Source organism: Arthrobacter psychrochitiniphilus, from assembly GCF_003185915.1.
Taxonomy (GTDB): domain Bacteria; phylum Actinomycetota; class Actinomycetes; order Actinomycetales; family Micrococcaceae; genus Specibacter; species Specibacter psychrochitiniphilus.
In genome coordinates, this window is the sequence record NZ_QHLZ01000001.1 from 577,038 (window position 1) to 596,321 (window position 19,284).

Consider the following 19,284-nt stretch of genomic DNA (forward strand, 5'->3'; position numbering starts at 1 on the left):
CCGTGGATATTGGCTATACGGGAGCGTTTCTGGGCGGGATACTGACCCTGCTGAGCCCTTGTTCTGTCATGCTCCTACCGGCGTTCTTCGCTTACGCCTTCGCCAGCCCTACAAAGCTGCTGGGGCGCACAGCACTGTTTTATGCCGGTTTGCTAACAACACTGGTCCCGCTGGGGCTATTGGCAGGACTGCTCGGTTCACTCGTTCTTCAGAACCGGACGGCGCTGATCAGCGTTGCCGCTGGGGTAGTCATTGTGATCGGCATCCTCCAACTCGTGGGGGTGGAATTTCCCGGGCTAAGCCGGCGCGCTGGTACTGACGGGACCTCAGCGGTATCCGTTTTTGTGCTGGGCTCGGTCTACGGCGTGGCCGGGGTCTGTGCCGGTCCCATCCTTGGCTCGGTGCTGGCGGTGGCCGCGACGGGCGGAAATCCACTCTATGGCGGGATTATGCTGGCAATTTTTGCCCTCGGCATGGCCTTGCCGCTGCTGCTACTGTCACTGCTGTGGACGCGCCTGGGGCTCGGCACACGGGGCTGGCTGAAACCGCGCCGCTTCAGGATTGGCCCGTGGGAAAACTCCATCTGGATGGCAATCTCGGGCCTGTTGTCAATAGGAATCGGTGTGCTGCTTCTAGCTACGCAGGGCACCTCCTCACTAGGTGGTGCGCTGACCATTGACGCCCAGTTCGAGGCTGAGTCCGCGGTGGTGAGCTTTGCCGCGGGTATCTCCAATATGTGGTTTGCAGGGGCGGCATTAGTACTCTTGTTGCTCGCAGGCGGACTCTATTGGTGGCGGTCTCGGCGGGCGGAAAGTGCCGCGAGCCCGGCTCCGGCACAGGAGCGCCCATGATGATCACCGTTGCGGGGAACCTGCGCACGTGGCCGCTGCGGCGCTGGCTCACCGGGGCGGCAGTGGCGGCGCTGGTTTACGTTCTTGTTGCCATCCCCACGGTGTTGATCCCCAATACCTTCTTTAGCCGCGAGATCCCGCCAACCTGGTGGTCTTACACGGCCCTGGGCATCAGCTCTCTACTGACAGGGCTGCTGGTGGCCACCTATGTTGCCTCCCCCATACCCCGTACGGGCGCCACCAATAAGTCCGGCGTCTTCGCATCGTTGCTGACGTTCTTCGCCGTGGGCTGCCCTGTGTGCAACAAGATGGTGCTGCTGGCTCTGGGCTCTTCTGGTGCTATAACGTTCTTTGAACCCGTCCAGCCGGTCCTGGCCCTGCTCTCTCTTGGGCTGCTCCTCTGGGCCTTATTGCGCCGGATCTCGCAGGAGAATGCGTGCACGGTGCCGGTCCCAGCGTAAACCGGGGTTCCCGGCGTCGTGCTTGGTAGTGAAGTACGACGCCGGGAATCTCCTTGCGCTGGGTGAGCCAGGGGTAGGTACGTAGGCAACAGCGTCAGCGTGGCCTGACATCACCATTCCCTGAGCTCTCAAACGGATCAGGGTCCAGGGGCTGTGATGCACACCTCTGAAGTGGCTTGACAGTTCGCCGTCAGTGCGGTGCAATATATTGCATGCTGCACATTGATCTTGCAGAACCTTCAAGCCGTACTTTTCCTCATAGAAAGTTCATCCACCATGGCAATCACAGACTTTGAGCGCTACCCCTTGACCTTCGGCCCCAGCCCCATCCATGAGCTGCCACGCTTGAGTGAGCACTTGGGTGGCGCGAAGATCTGGGCCAAGCGAGAGGATGTGAACAGTGGCCTGGCCTTCGGAGGCAACAAGACCCGCAAGCTGGAGTACATTGTCCCGGACGCCATTGCCCAGGGAGCGGACACGCTTGTCTCCATTGGCGGGTACCAATCCAACCACACCCGCCAAGTTGCAGCCGTCGCTGCAAAGCTAGGCATGAAAGCCCGCCTCGTTCAGGAGAATTGGGTTGACTGGGCCGATCCCCTCAGCGACCGGGTCGGTAACATCCTGCTCTCCCGCATCATGGGTGCCGAGGTTACTTTGGACAATGCCGGCTTCGACATCGGCATCCGTTCCAGTTGGGAACAAGCCATTGCTGAGGTTGAAGAAGCAGGCGGTAAGCCGTACGCCATCCCGGCAGGTGCCTCCGAGCACCACTTAGGCGGGCTGGGCTTCGCCAACTGGGCCTATGAAGTGGAGCAGCAGGAAAAGGACCTTGGCGTCTTCTTCGACACCATTATTGTCTGCACCGTCACCGGTTCCACCCATGCCGGGATGATCGCCGGGTTCGCCGGCCAGGACAAGCCCCGCCGGGTCATCGGCATCGACGCCTCTGCCACGATCGAAAAGACCCGTGCACAGGTGGCCCGGATCGCCCGGCATACGGCAGAGTTGATCGGTTTGGGCCGGGAACTGCGCGATGACGAAATCACAGTCCTTGAGGGCTGGGCTGGGGATTATTACGGCATCCCGGTTGAATCAACCATGGAAGCCATCCGCCTCTCCGGCTCTCTCGAGGCCATGATTATTGACCTCGTGTATGAGGGCAAGTCCATGGCCGGGCTCATTGATCTGGTCAAGAGCAAGGACATTCCCGAGACCAGCAATGTTCTCTACGCCCACCTCGGTGGCCAGCTCGCACTGAACGCTTACAGCGGACTCTTTCGCTAAGTCAATCCAGCAGGTGGAACTCCGGGCGCGCAAGGGTCCGGAGTTCGGCTAGGCCCGCTCCAGAATTCCGGCTAGATTAGCCGACGCCGGGAGGTTGCCGTAGTTGAAGGAGCGCTCAAGCCCCAGCCGGGAGAACACAAACGCCTCAGATACGCTGGCCGGGGCGAAACGGATAAGCAAGGACGCCTGGAGCGCGAGCGCCATCTTCTCAACGATGTTGCGGGCTTGCCCGGCGAAGTTCAAGGGGGCCAGGCGGAGAGGCGCAAGTTCTTCCTTGAGCCGGGCCATAAAATCATCGAACACCGGGTGCGCCCCCGATGCCAGCCATAACTCGGCCAAGAACGCATCAACGGAATCCGGCTCCGTCCCCATGGCCCGCAAAACATCAAGGGCAATGACGTTGCCGGTGCCCTCCCAAATGGCCATGACCGGCTGCTCCCGGTAGCGCATGGCGAGGGGGAAGTCCTCAATGTATCCGTTGCCGCCCAAACATTCCATGGCTTCATAGGCGTGATTGGGTCCGCGCTTGCACACCCAATATTTGGTGACCGCAGTAGCAAGGCGGCGGAAGGCTCTCTCGGTTGGTCCGGCGTCGTAATCATAGGCGCGGGCCAAACGCATGCTGACAACGGTGGCAGCCTCGGACTCCAGCGCTAGGTCCGCTAGAACATTACTCATGGCGGGCTGGTCGATGAGCTTGGCTCCAAAGGCCTGCCGGTGCCGTCCATGCCAGAGAGCCTCGGCCACGGATTGGCGCATCCCGGCGGCGGTGCCCAGAATGCAGTCAAGCCGGGTGCGTCCCACCATGCCCATGATGGCGCGTACGCCGCGGCCGGGCTCACTGATCCGCCAGCCGTGGGTGTTTGAAAACTCCACCTCGCTGGAGGCATTGGATCGGTTTCCCAGCTTGTCCTTGAGCCTCTGCATCATGAAGGTGTTGCGTTCACCATCCGGGAGCACGCGCGCAACAAGGAAGCAGCCTAGGCCGGCATCCTCCTGTGCAAGAACCAAGAAGGCGTCAGACATGGGGGCGGAGCAGAACCATTTGTGGCCGGTGAGCAGATGGTGTTCGCCCTCCTGCACGGCGCGGGTGGTGTTAGCGCGAACGTCCGAGCCGCCTTGCTTCTCCGTCATGGCCATGCCGAAGAGCGCACCTGGCTTACCGTGCTGCAGCGCCGGTGAATAGTTGCGCGAGTAGAGCCGGGGCAACCATTCTTGCGCCAGTTCGGGTGCCAGCTGGAGGGTATCGACGGCGGCATGACTCATGGAAATGGGGCAGGCGTGGCCCGGTTCCACCTGCGCGAACAGCATGAACTGCGCAGCTCTGTGAGCATTGGCGCCCACCCCGGGCTTTTGCCATGCGGAGGTGTGGGCGCCGGCAGCCACCGCGGCACAGATGATCCGGTGGTAGGAGGGGTGGTACTCCACCTCGTCGATCCGCTGCCCATACTTACTGTGGGTGTGCAGGATGGGCGGGTTTTTGTGGGCCAGCCGGGCGTCGTCCTGGAACTGCGCTGAACCTACGACGGCGCCACTAGCTTCCAGCGTTGCCTCGCCTTCCGCTTCGCCGACCGTGCGAAGATACTCCCGGAGCGGAATGTTCGCGGTGTACTCGTTGAGGTCCACACGCGGCGGCGGCTGGTTGGTAACACGGTGAGTTATATAAGGTCCGGACGTGATGCCGGCGTCATTGGCGGTCATGGCTTCAGGCTACGCCCTCCCGTCAAGGTCCACCGTGGCGTGGTTCCGGGCTCAGGGGTTGGCCTCAGTGACTGACCGATGCACAGGCCGCGTCCAAAAACTCCGCCACTTCACGCGGCCGCGAGAGCAGTGGGGCATGGCTGGAGGCAACCTCGGTGATGGCGGCCCCCATACGTTCCGCCATTTCTCGTTGCAGCACCGGCGGAACACAAAGATCCTCTGCGGACACCCAGTAGTGCGACAGCAGATCCAACCACGCAGGCGAGCCAACTTTTACCCGGTCCAGCCCAATCCTCACCATCCGCTGGGTGGCCGCGGCGACGGCTACGTCTTCCGGCGGGGCATCGGCGGCAAGCACTTCGCCGAAGTGCTCCCTGTCGATATACGTGTAGTCCCCCGTCACCACCACGTGGGCCGGGATCAAGCTGCCGGGATGCTTGCGCGAAAGCCCACTCACGGATTCCCCCTCCGCCGGGGCAAAAGCCGCCACATAGGCCAGTGCCGTGACGGCATCAACCCCGCGAGCGGCTTCCCCAATGACTGCCCCACCGTAGGACCAGCCCACCAGCAGTACCGGCCCCTCTACAGTGGCAAGGGTCCGGCGGACGGAGGCAACGTCGTCGTCGAAGGTCTCAAGGGAAAGCTGGGCGGCGACAGGGGTGTGGCCCATGGCGCGCAACTCCGTAATGACCTTTGCCCAGCTGGATCCGTCCGACCACAACCCATGCACCAAAACTATGTTCGCCATCACACACCTCTTCCTTGAGTTGCCCCCAAGATATCAAAGGGTATCCCCCGCCTGCACAAGGTGAGCTAGCGTTCGTCGAAAAGCCCCCAAAGGTGAGATAGCGTCGCTAGGAGGGCGGGTCAGGTGCAGAGGAACACGCCGGCACGGTAACCGTAGTCGGCTTCCAAGGTGTCCACCCCGTTCGGGTTGTGGCCCGTCAGAGCTTCCTGGATGACCTCAGGCGGTGCCGGGAACTCCGCATTGAGATGACGCAGCGCCCACGCGTTGGACGTGAAGGCCCATTCGAACACCAGCAACGCCCCAATCACGGCAGCCCACGTCAGCACATGAGCCGCCGTCCACGGGATCTCCCGGTTCAGCGGCGCCATCACCATGGAGTGAGTGCTGAGCATGGCAAATCCAGCCGCGAAGAAGCCGGCAAAAACGGCGGCTTCAGTGGCTCCGAAGGAGACACCCGACCGGATGAACCAACGGCTGCGCAGCATGAACTGCCAGTAGATAGCCGCATTAATTATGGTCAGTACCGTATAAAGCCACAGTGCAGCCAGCGTCCACCACGGCACATCCTGAACCATAGGCGGGACCAACAGCGTCCCTATCAGTGCCAACACTGCGATCAAATTCGGTGGGATGCCAATAAGTATGCGGGTCCGGCGGGCGGCCCTCGGCGTGGCTGCGCCGCTGGCCGCCGTCTCATCAACCATCCACTGCGGCAGCCTCTTCAAAGCCGGGGCCGAACTCCCAGACTCAGCTACCCCACTCACAGTGGCAAGGTTCACGGCTGCGCCCGCCTGCGCAATGCCGGCGCGCGCTCCGGCAACTGTACCGTCCGGCTCCGTGCCGGGCCGGGCCACCAAATCCTCTTCGGAGGCGTGCACACCCGGCACCGGAAGATCGGTGAAGTGTGCAAATTTCTGCCCCACATAGCGGCGTTCAAGCAGGATCCGTTCCTGAACAAAGGGACGTTCGGGGTCAACCCACACGTCAAACTCATTGCCTATGGCCGGCGCCCACACCGTGTAGTCAAAGAAACGAATCCTTGAAGTCTCCATCCTGCCTTGAATCAGGTATTCCACATCCACGTGGAACATGGCTCGGTTGTCCAGAAGAAATTTCTCGTTCGTCACAGCCACTACCGTGCCTACGGTGTGTTGGCCGCTGGCAATGATATCCCAATGAATTCGGTGTTCTTCTCTGGCCTTGAGCCACATAATCCGCGCCAGCCGTAGGACCTTGACACTCCAAACCAGCAAGGGCAGAGACAGCCCAATCAGCAGCAACATCTCCAACCAATCACCCGAGACTGCACGAATGATCGCCGCCGCCACGGTCCCCAGAAACAGTCCTACCAGCACCGATGCTTGGGCGATTCGCCGGCCCCGCTCCGGGACCACGGCGCGCCCAGCGTGCGCTGAAACTACTTTGATGTCCCCATAGCCCAGCACGTGCATGACGTCCTTGCCGATCTCATGCCCGATCCGGACAGCTCCCACCACACCAATGACAAAGAGGAGGGCCGGCAGGAAGTGACTAACGTCTTCAAAGACGCGGCTCATCTTGACAGGCGAGAAGAAGCCCAACATGGACACTGCCAGCGCCCACAGGAACACCACCAGGGCGCAGGCGCGCCACGTCTTCACCACGTAGCCAGCCCACACCACGGGGGACGTGGGCACGGGAACGGTTTTTGCCCCTAGCACGGCTCGGGACATGGGATACGCCACGGCTCCCCCCTCCAGTTGGCTGAACTTTCATTGTGCCCATGGGCGCCGGTGATGTCGAGTTCGGTCAGAGCTCGGCGAGTCGCCAGGTCCTGTCCTCGCCCGCGCCCCAGACGCCGTTGCGGCGGCCGCGATGGCGTCCTGCAAATGTGACAGCTGACCTGCCGGATCCCGGTACCAGCTCAACCACCACACACGGAACATGCTCCAGCCCAGTCCGGCGAGCACCGATTTGCGCAGCCGGTCCCGATTTCCTCAAGACCATCCGCCCATCCCTATATCTCGCCACCCGAATATCATCCTTCACCCATCGGAATCAATAGGATTCCGGACCAAACCCCGTTTATACCCCCACAGGACTCAAAATAAGCGCGAACTTGGGTCTAGTAGGAGGCCGCGACCTTGCAACTATCCGCGAGTCAAGGTTTGGCTCTTCCTACTCACTTCTACGCAAGTCTTCTGCGCAAGTTCAGGCTCTATCTGGCTTCATTTTCACCACAGCGGGTCGGGGAAGTTGGTCACGCGGCTTAGCGGCCAAAAACCACGGCCATTGACCTTAAGGCTAGTTGCAGCTCCCCTGAAGCGAGTCAGCTTGTTCAGACTGCTAGCCTACTACCAGCGCGTCACAGATGACGCTTCAAATGGAAGGCTTCAATGGTGCAAATTCTCCCTTTGGCCCACACTGCCGTGGGCGAAGTTCCGGAATTGCTGGAGTTTCTCTCACAAGCAGGAATCTCCTTGGCACCACATGTGGCTGCAGCTTTGGTCACAGACCTAGCCTCAGACATTGAAGCTGTACTTGAGGTGGCTAGAGCCCTCACCCCCTCCCAGCTTTCCGGCCACTCTGCACTCCCAGACCCGCTGCCTTTGATGCCAGGGCTAAGGGCGCGGATAGGTGCCGCCGGTGACGAGCTCGACGCCGAAGACCGAGCAGGCCTGCTGGCTGCGGCAATCTGTGTCGAGGACCGCACCGACGTGCTTCTGGAACAGCAGCAAGTCACCATGAGCGAACTCATAGCCAGCCGGGGGGGCACCCATCTGCTCTTCGTGGCAGGACATTTTTCCTTTGTTGACCCCCGCATGCGTATATGGGTCCATGGTTCGGCAACCCTAGCCGAACGGACAAACGCCCACATCGAGATGCAGCGCGCTTACACCGCCATGGGGGATATGGACAAAGCGATCTGGCACGAGTCACTGGCGACCCTTGAGGGTGATAACCTGCTTGTCCCATCGCTGCTACGCCTCTCTCGCAAAGCGAACGCGGCTAACAATGCAGTCTGGGCGCATGCCATTGCCCGCGAAGCTGCCAGTCATGCCGTGGGTGCTGAATTATTTCAAGCACAGCTATGCGCTGGTGAGGCCGCGCTCAACCTTGGGCAAGTGGGCGACGCCGCCACTTGGCTTGGTGGAGCCTTGTCATCTCCGGATGTGTTGGTGGCTGCCCGGGCACTGCCGGCATTCATTCACGCCGAGTCGCTCTTGGCAGGGGAGGCGCCCACCGTGGCCCTAGCTCGCTACAGTGAAGCCTTCCTCAGCCGAGCCCAGGCCCTGGATGCGGCGGGGTTCGCTACCGTTGCCCGCCAGGTTGCCAAGGCCACTGGGTTGGCAGCCGGGCTGTGCGCGGCACGGGGCATGCTCGAGGAGGCCGAGGGGCTATTAACCATGGCTGAGCGGCTTGTGGAAGTTCACAAGATTGACGGGCTACCACTCTGCGCAGCACGGCTCTGGTGCGCGAACTTTGGCGGACCCACCATTGAGCCGGAATACGCCTGCAGGTGCCGCGGGTGCCTTGACGGCCTGCCTGATAATTCCGGTGCGCGCGTGGTTATGGAGGCGTTGACGCTAGGACTTGATGACGATCCCTACGCGGGTCTGCGCTTACTAAAAGAGGGTCCAGAAGCCGGTCGGTCTATGACGGTAAGGAACCGAGGCGGTGGGCTGCAATGGGCACCAACACCGCTGGGACTTGCTTACGGGGCAGTCGTGGCAGCGTTACTTCAGCTATGGCTCGGAGATGTCTCACGAGCAGCAGCCGAACTAGGGCGAGCGGCCGCGTCCGTGCCCGTGGGCCTGCCATTTTTCGGCCTCGGTGTTATCGTAGCGCGGCGACTTGACGTGCTCACCACCGGGCAAGTGGGCACCGTGGCCCATGCCATGGAAGCTAGCTATCCGGCCGGTAGCTCTGCCTTCATTCGCACCGGTGATCTCATGGACCGGACGTTGAGTGCATATCTGGATGGCCGGATCGAAGAAGCCTCCACTTTGGGCAGACTGGCTGCTGAACGCTCGTTGCGTGGTGCCGCGTCGCCACTGCATGTCCCTGGCTTTGATGAGATGACACCGCACCAGAGTGAAGCGGGTAGTGCTGGGGCCAGGGTGCACGATGATGGCATCAACGGACCACTGATGCCATCTGGCCACCGCCGGGCCAGCTCCGCCCGCATGGCTCTTTGCGCCACCAGCGCCTCCCGTTTTGCCAAGGACTATGAATACGCAGAGAGAGTCAGCGTGACGCTGCGGTCCCAATATGAACGGGCCCGCACGGAATTCGTCATTGGCCGGACATGTCTAGAACACGGTACGCCCGGCGTTGCCCGGGAACACCTCGTGGTGGCTGCCGATCTCTTCCGGGAAATCGGTGCCCTGGCGTGGCTGCGCTGCGTAGAAAACACTCTCAGCAATATGCCGGAGCCGCCAAGCCACCTCGATGCCCCTACGTTGGAACCGGATATACCCACGGAGACGGTGACCATCAGCGCCGCAGCTGCACCGCGGGTAGCCGCGGGCTCGAAGGAAGCTTTGGCACACTCCAGCGGCCCTCAAGGAGGATCTTTGGCATCAGCTAAGTCCGTGAACGTGCGCGGGGACGGACCTCTGCAACGCTTCCGCCAAGCGTGGGGTGAACAGCTGACCGAGAGGGAAATGGAAGTAGCCATGTTGGTTGTTGATGGTGCGTCAAACAGGCAAGTAGCGGCACAGTTGCATGTTTCTGTACGCACGGTGGAAGTTCACGTGGGCCGCATCTTTGCCAAGCTCAGTGTCCGTTCCCGTGTGGAGCTAAGCGTGTTGGCGCACCGTATGGGCAGCGAATGGATACCTGCTTGTACGTAGTGACACCTATGCGTGTTTGTGCTGATGTGCGGTGGCCATGGCCATGGATAGCCTTGGGCCAGCAAGCGTAGGAGCCTACTTCCTGCGCTGCAGCGGTCTCATTCGCACAGCAGAACAGGAAATTCATGCAGACACCAACATTGCCAAGATGGCGGCATCGCAGTGCCGCCATCGTGACGGGGTTCGCCCTCGTTGCCTCAATAGGCATAACGACTCAGGTGGCTTATGCCTCCCCCTCTGGGACCACCACAACCAAGGCGTGCGCCACTCCGTGGGCCCCGGCCAGCTCGTACAGTTCAAACGCAGTGGTCTCCCACCAGAGCGTGAACTATTCTGCCAAGTGGTGGACCCAGAACAACGTCCCGGGCTCTGATCCTTGGGGCCCGTGGACTAGTCAGGGCACATGCGGCACCGTAACCGATCCGACGCCTACGCCGACGCCAACGCCGACGCCAACTGCGGTTCCGACCACAACTCCCACTGCTGTTCCGACAGCAACCCCAACCACGCCGCCACCCACAACCCCTGCGGCCGGAACCCCTTGGACATCAAACCCGGATGAGAAGTGCCGGCCCGACGGCCTGTACCAAACCCCCGGCGTCAATGTGCCGTATTGCTCCGTCTATGACGAAGCCGGCAGGGAACTCCTTCCCAATGGACTAGAACAACGCGTGATCGGCTATTTCACCAGCTGGCGCACCGGTGAGAACGGCGCCCCACGCTACCTCGCCAGTGACATCCCGTGGAAGAAACTCAGCCACATCAACTACGCCTTTGCCCACATTGACAAGAACAACAAAGTCTCCGTGGGTGCAGAGACACCCGGTAATGCGGCCACTGACCTGACGTGGCCCGGTGTTGCTGGCGCAGAGATGGACCCAACGTTGCCTTACAAGGGGCACTTGAACCAGCTGAAGAAGTTCAAGAAGGAAAACCCTGGAGTGAAAACTCTGGTTTCAGTTGGTGGTTGGGCCGAGACCGGTGGTTACTTCGCTGCTGATGGCACTCGTGTTGGGGATGGCGGCTTCTATACGTTGACCGAATCCCAAGCAAAGATCGATACCTTCTCCGATTCAGCCGTGGAATTCATCCGCAAGTATGGCTTTAGTGGTGTGGATATCGATTACGAATACGCCACTAGCAACTCCAAAGCGGGTAACCCGGATGACTTTGCTATCTCGGAGCCTCGCCGAGCCGTGCTCTTTGAGAACTACATGAAGCTAATGAAGACTCTGCGCGAAAAACTGGACAAAGCCAGCGTTGCTGATGGCACTTACTACCAGCTCACAGTTGCCGCTCCGGCCTCGGGCTGGCTGTTGCGTGGCATGGAAGCGCATCAAGTTGTTAAATACTTGGACTTCGTTAACATGATGAGCTATGACTTGCACGGTGCATGGAATAACTTCGTGGGCGGCAACGCGGCGCTCTTCGACGATGGCAAAGATCCAGAGCTCGCCGCTGGTGGCGTGTACAACGCCTATAAGGGCATCGGCTACTTGAACTCTGACTGGGCATACCACTACTTCCGCGGCGCAATGCCAGCTGGTCGCATCAACCTAGGAGTGCCTTTCTACACTCGCGGCTGGACTAACGTACAGGGCGGAACCAATGGCCTCTACGGTAGCTCCGTGTTGGCCGACCAGAACAAGTGCGCTCCCGGAACCGGGCCTAAAGCCGGCGGAAACTCCAAGTGTGGTGACGGTGCCGGGGGCATCGACAACCTGTGGCATGACAGCGATCCGATGGGTGGCGAATTGGCCGCCGGGGCTAACCCAATATGGCATGTGCTGAACCTGCAAAAGGGTGTTGTGGGCGATTACGCGGCTTCCTATGGTTCACCGACGGGTGCTCTCAAGGGCACTTACACACGCCATTTTGATAACGTCACCAAAAATGAGTGGTGGTGGAATGACACCACAAAGACATTCCTTAGCGGCGACGCCGATCAGGCGATCCAAGCCAAGGCAGACTACGTGGCAGATAAGGGCCTGGGCGGGGTCATGATTTGGGAGCTCGCCGGTGACTACGAGTACAACGCCAGCAAGGGCCAGTACGAGATGGGCTCCACACTGGTAAATAGAATCCATTCAACCCTGTCCGCGTCCAAACCCTATGGGGCCACCAAGGCCAACGTGAAGATGCCCACCAAGGCCATTGACCTTGGTGTTGAACTGAAAAACTTCGCCTTGGGTGACAACAACTACCCCATCAACCCAGAAGCGCACTTCACGAATAACTCCAAAACCACCATCCCGGCCGGTGCAACTATCACCTTTGACAGTGCAACAAGCGATACGGGTGAGATGAAGGAACAGAGCGGCTGGTCTATCACAAAGGATTCCAGCGATCACACCGGCAGTAACGTCGGCGGGCTCAAGGGTGACTTCCATACCTACACCATCAAGGTACCCGCCGGGGGCATTGCGCCCGGCGCTACCGTCAGTACCAAGCTGGCATGGACGCTACCTACCTCGATGATTTCCAACTTCCGGGTCAGTATTGGTTCAGAACAGTATGCTCTCCTGACCGATTACCCTCGTGGCGTGAGCGTGGTGGAGCCCTCCGCGGGCACTGGCGGCGGCAACGGCGCGGGCCCGGTTGAGAGCTGTAATGGTGCTGTTACATGGTCCGCTGCAGCGGTCTACACCGGCGGGGCTGTTGTAGCTCACGCAGGTTCCAGTTATAAGGCCAAGTGGTGGACCCAGGGTGAAGTCCCCGGTTCCGGCGCTGCCAACGCTTGGGGTTCTCCCATCCTGTGCGGCAAGTGAGGCCTTTCCTGCTGACACGGGAAACGTAACACCACAGATCGTGAGCATCTAACACAAAGACGGCGGGGTTCTTCGGAATCTCGCCGTCTTTATGTCCATGAGTGGGGGGAAAAGTAGAGGAAACGAAAAAATTCCTGCCATCACGGCAATCTAAGTATTACTACTTAGGTCAATGTCAGCGGGAAAAGTATGTGGATCATGCTGATGTGACATGCGCCACCGACGAATAGCGTTGTTCCTGGACGACGGTGCGATACGCGCACCTCACTGTTCAAAGGACTGCTCATGTCAGAAAAAATCAAACGGCCCAGACGCCTTACTAAGCTGTGGGCTGCTGTAGCGGCGGGCACCATGGTTGCCGGATTGGCAGGGGGTGTGGGTGCCCTCGGTGCCAATGCTGCACCGCCCAACACCGCGGCCGATGCCCCCCTCACTTCAACGGTCAACGGCTACCGCAACGTTGGCTACTTTGCACAATGGGGAGTGTATGGACGCGCATTCCAGGCAAAGCAGCTAGACGTCTCCGGTACAGCCAAAAACCTCACTCACATCAACTACTCTTTCGGTAACATCAACAACCAGACATTGACCTGTTTTATGGCCAATAAGGCGCAGGGAACCGGTCCCAACGGCTCCGATGGCGCCGGCGATGCTTGGGCAGACTTCGGCATGGGTTATGCGGCCGACAAGTCCGTCTCAGGCAAGGCTGATACTTGGGATCAGCCTTTGGCTGGTTCATTCAACCAGCTCAAGCAGTTGAAGGCTAAAAACCCCAAACTCAAAGTCATGATCTCTTTGGGCGGCTGGACCTGGTCCAAGAACTTCTCCAAGGCCGCAGCCACTGAGCAGTCCCGCCAGAAGCTGGTTTCCAGCTGCATTGACCTATACATCAAGGGCAACCTGCCAAACTTCGAAGGTCGCGGCGGCGCTGGTGCGGCGGCCGGGATTTTTGACGGCATTGACATTGACTGGGAATGGCCGGGCACAAACTCCGGTCTAGAAGGCAACGGTGTAGACACCGTCAATGATCGTGCAAATTTCAAGGCTCTACTGGCGGAGTTCCGTAAGCAGCTTGACGCTTACGGCTCAACGAATAATAAGAAGTACGTCCTGAGCGCCTTCCTGCCTGCTAATCCTGCGGACATCGATGCAGGTGGCTGGGATGACCCTGCCAACTTCAAGTCCTTGGACTTTGGCAGTATCCAGGGCTATGACTTGCACGGTGCGTGGAACCCCACGCTCACCGGTCACCAGGCCAATCTGTATGACGACCCCGCGGATCCTCGCGAGCCGAGCAAGAAATTCAGTGCCGATAAGGCCGTGAAAAAGTACCTTGCAGCTGGCATTGACCCGAAGCAGCTGGGACTAGGGCTAGCAGCCTACGGCCGCGGCTGGACAGGTGCAAAGAACGTTTCCCCTTGGGGCCCTGCCACTGATGGCGCTCCCGGCACTTACGAAAAGGCCAATGAGGACTACGACAAGCTAAAGACGCTTGGCACGGACCACTACGACGCCGCAACCGGATCTGCGTGGCGCTATGACGGCACCCAGTGGTGGAGTTATGACAACATGGCCACCACTAAGCAAAAAACTGACTACATTGTCAGCAAGGGACTTGGCGGCGGCATGTGGTGGGAGCTCTCTGGCGACCGCAACGGTGAGCTGGTAGGCGCAATGTCTGATAAGTTCCGCGCTGCAGCGCCGGGTCCTGTCACTGAAGCAGCACCCCCGTCCACGACGAACCCCACTCCTACTCCTACACCTACACCGACCACTGCTCCGACAGTCACTCCCACTCCTACCCCGACCACCACTCCGACAGTCACTCCCACAACACCGCCCACAACTCCGCCCGCCGGGTCAGGCTGTGCCGCTCCTTGGAGCGCAACGGCAACCTATCTCGGCGGTTCCAAGGTGTCCCATGGCGGCATCAGTTACAAGGCCAAATGGTGGACCCTGAATGAGAAGCCCGGCGCTTCACAGTGGGGACCTTGGGAAGCCACAGGAGCCTGCAACTAGGGCATATCTCCTCATGCGGCACAACAGTTGATTACGGTCGAAAGTACGGCTGCTAAGCCTTAGCGTGTGGAAAGTTTTGAAAGAAGTACGTTTATCCCTCATGCCCGGTTCCGGGTAGGTCTTAGACCTCCCGGAACCGGGCTGATCGATGTTAAAGGCCTCCTTGGGGAGTGGTTGCCCTCCGCATCCTCAAACGTGAGCCTATCTAGGGCAAAGTCCCAAGACATCTTCAACGCTGGTGCAGGCGTTTACACACGCTCAGGATCTGAGTTTCATTCGTATCAGCTACCGTGGCCACATGCATTTACTGGCTGACGGGCACGCCCAACGCCGCGGCACTGGATCAGTGATCTCGGGGTGCTGGAAATTCAGTAGCTTGTGGCGACGCTCCAGGGCCAGCAGGCCCTCACGCCAGGCCTTCATTTGGCTTTTCCGCTTATTCAGCTGCATCCCTGCCGGCATCGTGTCCACCGCCGTCGGCTCACCGTCCACCCGCTGCCCACGCACTAATCACTCGCCGGGGCGCAGAAAGCCCCGTCCTTGCAACCAAAGGGAGAAAGAACGGGGCTTTGCGGTGTGGCGAGCTAAGCTACTCGGGCCACAGGCACCGCAAAAAATCAGACAACGTTGGCTTAACTACAGGCGCATATCACCGGTTTCAATGTAGCGCTGGTGCCAGGACAGGGCCTCGCCCATCAGGTGCGGGGTGTGCTTGCCGTACGAATCCCGTGAGGCGCGGGCAAAGTAGTCCTCGAGCATGGGCTTGTAGTCCGGGTGCGCACACTTTTCGGTGATGACGCGGGCGCGCTGCTTCGGCGCCAAACCACGCAGGTCAGCCAGGCCCTGTTCGGTGATGATAAGCATGGTGTCATGCTCAGTGTGGTCCACGTGGCTGGCCATGGGAACAATGCCGGAGATCTTTCCGCCCTTGGCAGTGGAAGGGGACATGAACGCACCCAAGTAGCCGTTGCGGGCGAAGTCGCCGGAGCCGCCAATGCCGTTCATGACGTGTGAGCCAACAACGTGGGTGGAGTTTACGTTGCCGTAAATGTCCGCTTCGATCATGCCGTTCAGGGCAATGCAGCCCAGGCGGCGGATCAGTTCGGGGTGGTTGGAAATCTCCTGGGTGCGGAAAACAATGCGCTCACGGTAGAAGTCGACGTTTCGGTTGAACTCCTCAATGCCGGCCTCGGAGAGGGAGAAGGAGGTGGCCGAGGCGAACGCCAGGGTGCCGTCCTTGATCAGCTCAAGCATTCCGTCCTGGATCACTTCGGTGTACGCCTTCAAACCGCGGTATCCACCACGGGACAGTCCTGCCAGCACAGCGTTGGCAATGTTGCCCACGCCAGACTGGAGCGGCAGCAGCTTATCCGTCAGGCGGCCGGTCTTGATCTCCCCGTCCAGGAAGTCCAGCAGGTGTGAGGCAATCTGGGTGGAGGCCTCATCCGGGGCGGCGAAGGCAGAGAGCCGGTCCGGCGCGTCGGTCTCAACCACGGCAATGACTTTGTTCATGTCAACGTCCAGGTAGGCCTGGCCAATACGGTCTTCCGGTGCCACGAGCGCGATGGGCTTGCGGTGCGGCGGCAGTGCAGTGCCGTAGTAGATGTCGTGCATGCCTTCCAGCTGTGCGGATTGCTGCGCGTTGACCTCGAGAATCACGGCGTCGGCCATGTCCAGCCAGGTCTTGTTGTTGCCCACCGAGGTGGAGGGAATCAGCGATCCGTCCTCGCGAATGCCCACCACTTCAACGATCGCAATGTTAATGCCGCCGTAGAAGCCGAACCAGGTGTGCTGGGCAACGTGGCTGAGGTGAATGTCCATGTAGTCGAGGTCGCCGTCGTTGATCCGCTTGCGCAACGCAGGATCGGACATGTACGGCAGGCGCAGTTCCATGCCGCCCACTTTGGCCAAGACACCGTCCAGCTCAGGTGCGGTGGAGGCGCCAGTGAGGACCTTGATCTTGAAATCAGTTCCGGCGGCGTGCGCGGTTTCCATCTGTGCAGCGAGCGCCTGCGGCACGGCTTTCGGGTAGCCTGCACCGGTAAAGCCACTCATGGCGACGGTCATTCCGGGCTTGATTAGCGCAGCGGCTGCCTCGGCCGACATACGCTTTTCCAACAATCCGGCATGGCGAATACGATCGTGCACAGTGGCCCTCTTTCAAGATTTTTGCGGGACATCCGTCCAATGTCACCCAGACCACTATAGACGGTGATGCAGGATACACCCAGCCGGGCGGTGCGTCCACAGATTTCGTAGAATTGATGTACCACGGCGCTCGTTGGGCGCAGGCTGCGGGTAGCACTTAACGCTGGCCTGTCAATTGTGAACGGGGAGTCTCAGCACAGTCTCAGCTTCACGGAGAGGAAAGCCTTGTTGGTACCTCGCGGACAAGAAGCGAACGCAAGTTCCGTCACCAATGCTGGTAGAACTAGAACATGACTGAGAACTCCCGCCTTGAACCCACGCCAAACGAACGCGTAAAACAGGAACGCTCCCAGCTCACCGGCACCCTCGTGGCGCTCATCGGCTGGGCTGTGGTGGTGGTGCCGATCATTTTGATGGCGGTCTTCATCCTTGCCGCCGTCTTGGAGCCTTCGCAGAGTATGGCATCGCCAGCCCGCTTAGCCCTGATTTTTGGCGGCGCAGTCCTACTGTTCTGTATGATTGCCGCTCCGCACCTGCTGGGCCAGGCGGTGCGGTTTAAGGAGCGGGCCATGTGGCGGGCCGCTTTGCTTACGGGCATTCCCACCGTGTGCGTCATTTTGTACTTCGTGTTCCGCTGGCTGAGCAATCTGGGCTGATGGCCTACCTCAGCAACTCCAACCACGCCCCTGAGCCAACCTCTGCTAAGGAGATCCCGGCGCTCAAAGCGAGGGGTAACGTGGGTGGGGCCGTCGCCATCACGGTCATCGGGTGGCTAGTATTTTCTCCGGCTTTCCTGGTCTTTGCTGGTTTTTCCCTCATGGCTGCATTGATGAGTTCCGGCAACGGGGATTCTAATAATTCCAATTTCTATGGGCAGTCTTTTTTCGTCGGCGCTTCTGCAGTAGCTTCCCCTTTACTACTCGGGATGGCACTTTACCGGCGCAGCACGGGCTTGTTGATTTTTGGCGCCTTAGCCACCATCCCTGCCATTCTGGGCCTCATTCACGTAGCTACTGGATGACTCCAAGTGAATACAGTCCGCACTCAGCACGGCATGCCAAAATAAGCCCATGCCCCGTCCTCACCGCGAGATCCCGTCCCAGCGCCTAGCCACATCACGCGCTGAGCCAGCTACTGCAGCTAGGCCCCAGCGCGGACTCTGGCTGGCCATTGTCATCACCGTTGCCGGCTGGGCGTTGCTGGGTTACCCCGCGTTGTTGCTGGCACTGCTCTCTATCATAGTCATGACGGGAACTCTGGACACAGCGGTCACGGGCCCCGGTATTGCCTTGGGCGTTTTGGGATTTCTGGCCACCTTGGCCATGCTGGCTTTTCCGCTGCTGCTGGGCCTTGCGGTGAAAGCACCACGCCGCTCACTCTGGATTGCGGCGTGCTTCACCGGAGTGATCACCATTGCCGCCTGCATTTACGTTGCGGTGGAGTGGCTGGTCCCCTTCGGCTGAGGGTTACTTGGCGCTCTTGTGCTTAATGAAGGTGACCTGCTCCGGGTCCAGGCGTGAGCGCATAACTTCAATGGCTTCGGGGTTCTGATCCACCATGACAAAGCGGCGGCCCAGCTCCAAGGCGGCGGCCCCGGTGGTGCCACTGCCACCAAAGAAATCCAGTACCCAGTCCCCCGGCTCGGTGCTGGCTTGGATAATGCGGCGAAGGATCCCGAGGGGCTTCTGGGTGGGGTACCCAGTTTTTTCGCGGCCCATCGGGGAAACAATGGTGTGCCACCAAGTATCGGTGGGCAGCTTGCCCAGTTCCCGCTTTTCGGGCGTGACCAGCCCGGGCGCCATGTAGGGCTCGCGGTCTACTTCGGTGCTGTTGAAGTAGTAGGTTTTAGGGTTTTTGACGTAGACAAGGATGTTGTCGTGCTTGGCGGGCCAACGCTTTTTGGAGCGCGCCCCGTAGTCATAGGCCCAGATAATTTCATTGAGGAAGCACTCGCGGCCAAAGAGGGCGTCCAGCAGCACCTTGGCATAGTGGACCTCGCGGTAGTCCAGGTGCAAGTAGAGAGTGCCATCGTCCTTCAAGAGACGCCATGCTTCTTCTAGCCGGGGCTCCAAAAATTCCCAGTAGTCGCCGAAGGAATCGTTGTAGCTCAGCGTCAAGCCCTTGATGGTTTCATAGCTGCGGCCTTGAAAACCTACGCGGGAGCCTGTTTCGCTGCGGACGTTGGTCATGTTTTGGCGCGCTTGAACCTTGCCGGTGTTAAAGGGCGGGTCAATGTAGATCAGGCGGAAACTTTCATCCGGCAGTGTGCCTAAAAAGCTGAGGTTGTCCCCTTCTGCAACGAGGTTCCCACTCTCCGAATGCCACGCAGCTGCCGGCTTTTTAGCCGGGGTAGCACTCAGGGTGGAATCACTCGCGTCGATTGTCATGCTTCAAGGCTAGCCGGGCGGTGGTAGGCCGCGAAATGCAGGGAGTAGGTACAGGCATTGGGCACTAGGACAGCGCCCAAGC

The 19,284-nt window shown here is 59.9% G+C and carries 14 protein-coding genes; 9 read left to right on the forward strand and 5 right to left on the reverse strand.

Going from position 1 to position 19,284, the window contains the following annotated elements; all coding sequences use genetic code 11:
* The first annotated feature begins 2 nt into the window (after positions 1-2).
* From CVS29_RS02515 to CVS29_RS02525, 3 genes are all read left to right on the forward strand, one after another.
* Positions 3-851: a cytochrome c biogenesis CcdA family protein gene (locus CVS29_RS02515; protein WP_110104727.1), complete on the forward strand. Its 849-nt coding sequence runs from the start codon at positions 3-5 to the stop codon at positions 849-851.
* Positions 848-1,312: a hypothetical protein gene (locus CVS29_RS02520; protein ID WP_211315076.1), complete on the forward strand. Its 465-nt coding sequence runs from the start codon at positions 848-850 to the stop codon at positions 1,310-1,312. Before CVS29_RS02515 ends, CVS29_RS02520 begins: the two co-directional genes overlap by 4 nt.
* Positions 1,313-1,588: 276 nt before the next feature.
* Positions 1,589-2,596 (forward strand): 1-aminocyclopropane-1-carboxylate deaminase, encoded by a 1,008-nt coding sequence (locus CVS29_RS02525; protein WP_110104728.1) that lies wholly within the window; start codon positions 1,589-1,591, stop codon positions 2,594-2,596.
* 48 nt (positions 2,597-2,644) lie between these two features.
* Here CVS29_RS02525 and CVS29_RS02530 read toward each other — a convergent pair whose 3' ends face one another.
* The 3 genes from CVS29_RS02530 to CVS29_RS02540 all read right to left on the reverse strand — a co-directional run bounded on the left by CVS29_RS02530 (position 2,645) and on the right by CVS29_RS02540 (position 6,769).
* Positions 2,645-4,297 carry an acyl-CoA dehydrogenase family protein gene (locus CVS29_RS02530; protein ID WP_110104729.1) on the reverse strand — a complete coding sequence of 551 codons (1,653 nt, stop codon included), beginning with the start codon at positions 4,295-4,297 and terminating at the stop codon, positions 2,645-2,647.
* 64 nt (positions 4,298-4,361) lie between these two features.
* Positions 4,362-5,045, reverse strand: coding sequence for an alpha/beta fold hydrolase (locus CVS29_RS02535; RefSeq protein ID WP_110104730.1), 684 nt, complete (start codon positions 5,043-5,045; stop codon positions 4,362-4,364).
* Positions 5,046-5,164: 119 nt separating this feature from the next.
* Positions 5,165-6,769, reverse strand: coding sequence for a hypothetical protein (locus CVS29_RS02540; RefSeq protein WP_146212971.1), 1,605 nt, complete (start codon positions 6,767-6,769; stop codon positions 5,165-5,167).
* Positions 6,770-7,420: 651 nt separating this feature from the next.
* On the opposite strand from CVS29_RS02540, the gene CVS29_RS02545 reads away from it, so the two are divergent.
* From CVS29_RS02545 to CVS29_RS02555, 3 genes are all read left to right on the forward strand, one after another.
* On the forward strand, positions 7,421-9,880 hold the full coding sequence (locus tag CVS29_RS02545) for a response regulator transcription factor (protein WP_110104732.1): 2,460 nt from the start codon (positions 7,421-7,423) through the stop codon (positions 9,878-9,880).
* 125 nt (positions 9,881-10,005) lie between these two features.
* The gene (locus tag CVS29_RS02550; protein ID WP_110104733.1) at positions 10,006-12,648 is read left to right on the forward strand and encodes a glycosyl hydrolase family 18 protein; all 2,643 of its coding nucleotides are present in this window, start codon (positions 10,006-10,008) and stop codon (positions 12,646-12,648) included.
* Positions 12,649-12,933: 285 nt separating this feature from the next.
* A complete protein-coding gene (locus CVS29_RS02555) occupies positions 12,934-14,667 on the forward strand; it encodes a glycosyl hydrolase family 18 protein (RefSeq protein ID WP_245932015.1) in 1,734 nt (577 codons plus the stop codon).
* 636 nt (positions 14,668-15,303) lie between these two features.
* On the opposite strand, the gene scpC is transcribed toward CVS29_RS02555, so the two are convergent.
* Positions 15,304-16,815 (reverse strand): succinyl-CoA:acetate CoA-transferase ScpC, encoded by a 1,512-nt coding sequence (scpC, locus tag CVS29_RS02565; RefSeq protein WP_211315077.1) that lies wholly within the window; start codon positions 16,813-16,815, stop codon positions 15,304-15,306.
* A 290-nt stretch (positions 16,816-17,105) separates the two neighbouring features.
* On the opposite strand from scpC, the gene CVS29_RS02570 reads away from it, so the two are divergent.
* The 3 genes from CVS29_RS02570 to CVS29_RS02580 are packed head-to-tail and all read left to right on the forward strand — an operon-like array spanning position 17,106 to position 18,278.
* Positions 17,106-17,471, forward strand: a complete 366-nt coding sequence (locus CVS29_RS02570) for a hypothetical protein (RefSeq protein ID WP_110104736.1) — start codon at positions 17,106-17,108, stop codon at positions 17,469-17,471.
* Positions 17,471-17,836 carry a hypothetical protein gene (locus CVS29_RS02575; RefSeq protein WP_110104737.1) on the forward strand — a complete coding sequence of 122 codons (366 nt, stop codon included), beginning with the start codon at positions 17,471-17,473 and terminating at the stop codon, positions 17,834-17,836. Before CVS29_RS02570 ends, CVS29_RS02575 begins: the two co-directional genes overlap by 1 nt.
* Positions 17,837-17,885: 49 nt before the next feature.
* Positions 17,886-18,278: a hypothetical protein gene (locus tag CVS29_RS02580; RefSeq protein WP_110104738.1), complete on the forward strand. Its 393-nt coding sequence runs from the start codon at positions 17,886-17,888 to the stop codon at positions 18,276-18,278.
* 3 nt (positions 18,279-18,281) lie between these two features.
* Here CVS29_RS02580 and CVS29_RS02585 read toward each other — a convergent pair whose 3' ends face one another.
* Positions 18,282-19,202 (reverse strand): DNA-methyltransferase, encoded by a 921-nt coding sequence (locus CVS29_RS02585; protein WP_110104739.1) that lies wholly within the window; start codon positions 19,200-19,202, stop codon positions 18,282-18,284.
* Positions 19,203-19,284: the final 82 nt, after the last annotated feature.

What these genes read in the sequence shown, in the direction of transcription:
- CVS29_RS02525 (WP_110104728.1), top strand. Translation starts at nt 1,589, where the DNA reads ATGGCAATCACAGACTTTGAGCGCTACCCCTTGACCTTCGGCCCCAGC.
- CVS29_RS02520 (WP_211315076.1), top strand. Translation starts at nt 848, where the DNA reads ATGATGATCACCGTTGCGGGGAACCTGCGCACGTGGCCGCTGCGGCGC.
- CVS29_RS02535 (WP_110104730.1), bottom strand. Translation starts at nt 5,045, where the DNA reads ATGGCGAACATAGTTTTGGTGCATGGGTTGTGGTCGGACGGATCCAGC.
- CVS29_RS02580 (WP_110104738.1), top strand. Translation starts at nt 17,886, where the DNA reads ATGCCCCGTCCTCACCGCGAGATCCCGTCCCAGCGCCTAGCCACATCA.
- CVS29_RS02575 (WP_110104737.1), top strand. Translation starts at nt 17,471, where the DNA reads ATGGCCTACCTCAGCAACTCCAACCACGCCCCTGAGCCAACCTCTGCT.
- CVS29_RS02570 (WP_110104736.1), top strand. Translation starts at nt 17,106, where the DNA reads ATGACTGAGAACTCCCGCCTTGAACCCACGCCAAACGAACGCGTAAAA.
- CVS29_RS02585 (WP_110104739.1), bottom strand. Translation starts at nt 19,202, where the DNA reads ATGACAATCGACGCGAGTGATTCCACCCTGAGTGCTACCCCGGCTAAA.
- CVS29_RS02555 (WP_245932015.1), top strand. Translation starts at nt 12,934, where the DNA reads ATGTCAGAAAAAATCAAACGGCCCAGACGCCTTACTAAGCTGTGGGCT.
- CVS29_RS02550 (WP_110104733.1), top strand. Translation starts at nt 10,006, where the DNA reads ATGCAGACACCAACATTGCCAAGATGGCGGCATCGCAGTGCCGCCATC.
- CVS29_RS02545 (WP_110104732.1), top strand. Translation starts at nt 7,421, where the DNA reads ATGGTGCAAATTCTCCCTTTGGCCCACACTGCCGTGGGCGAAGTTCCG.
- CVS29_RS02530 (WP_110104729.1), bottom strand. Translation starts at nt 4,297, where the DNA reads ATGACCGCCAATGACGCCGGCATCACGTCCGGACCTTATATAACTCAC.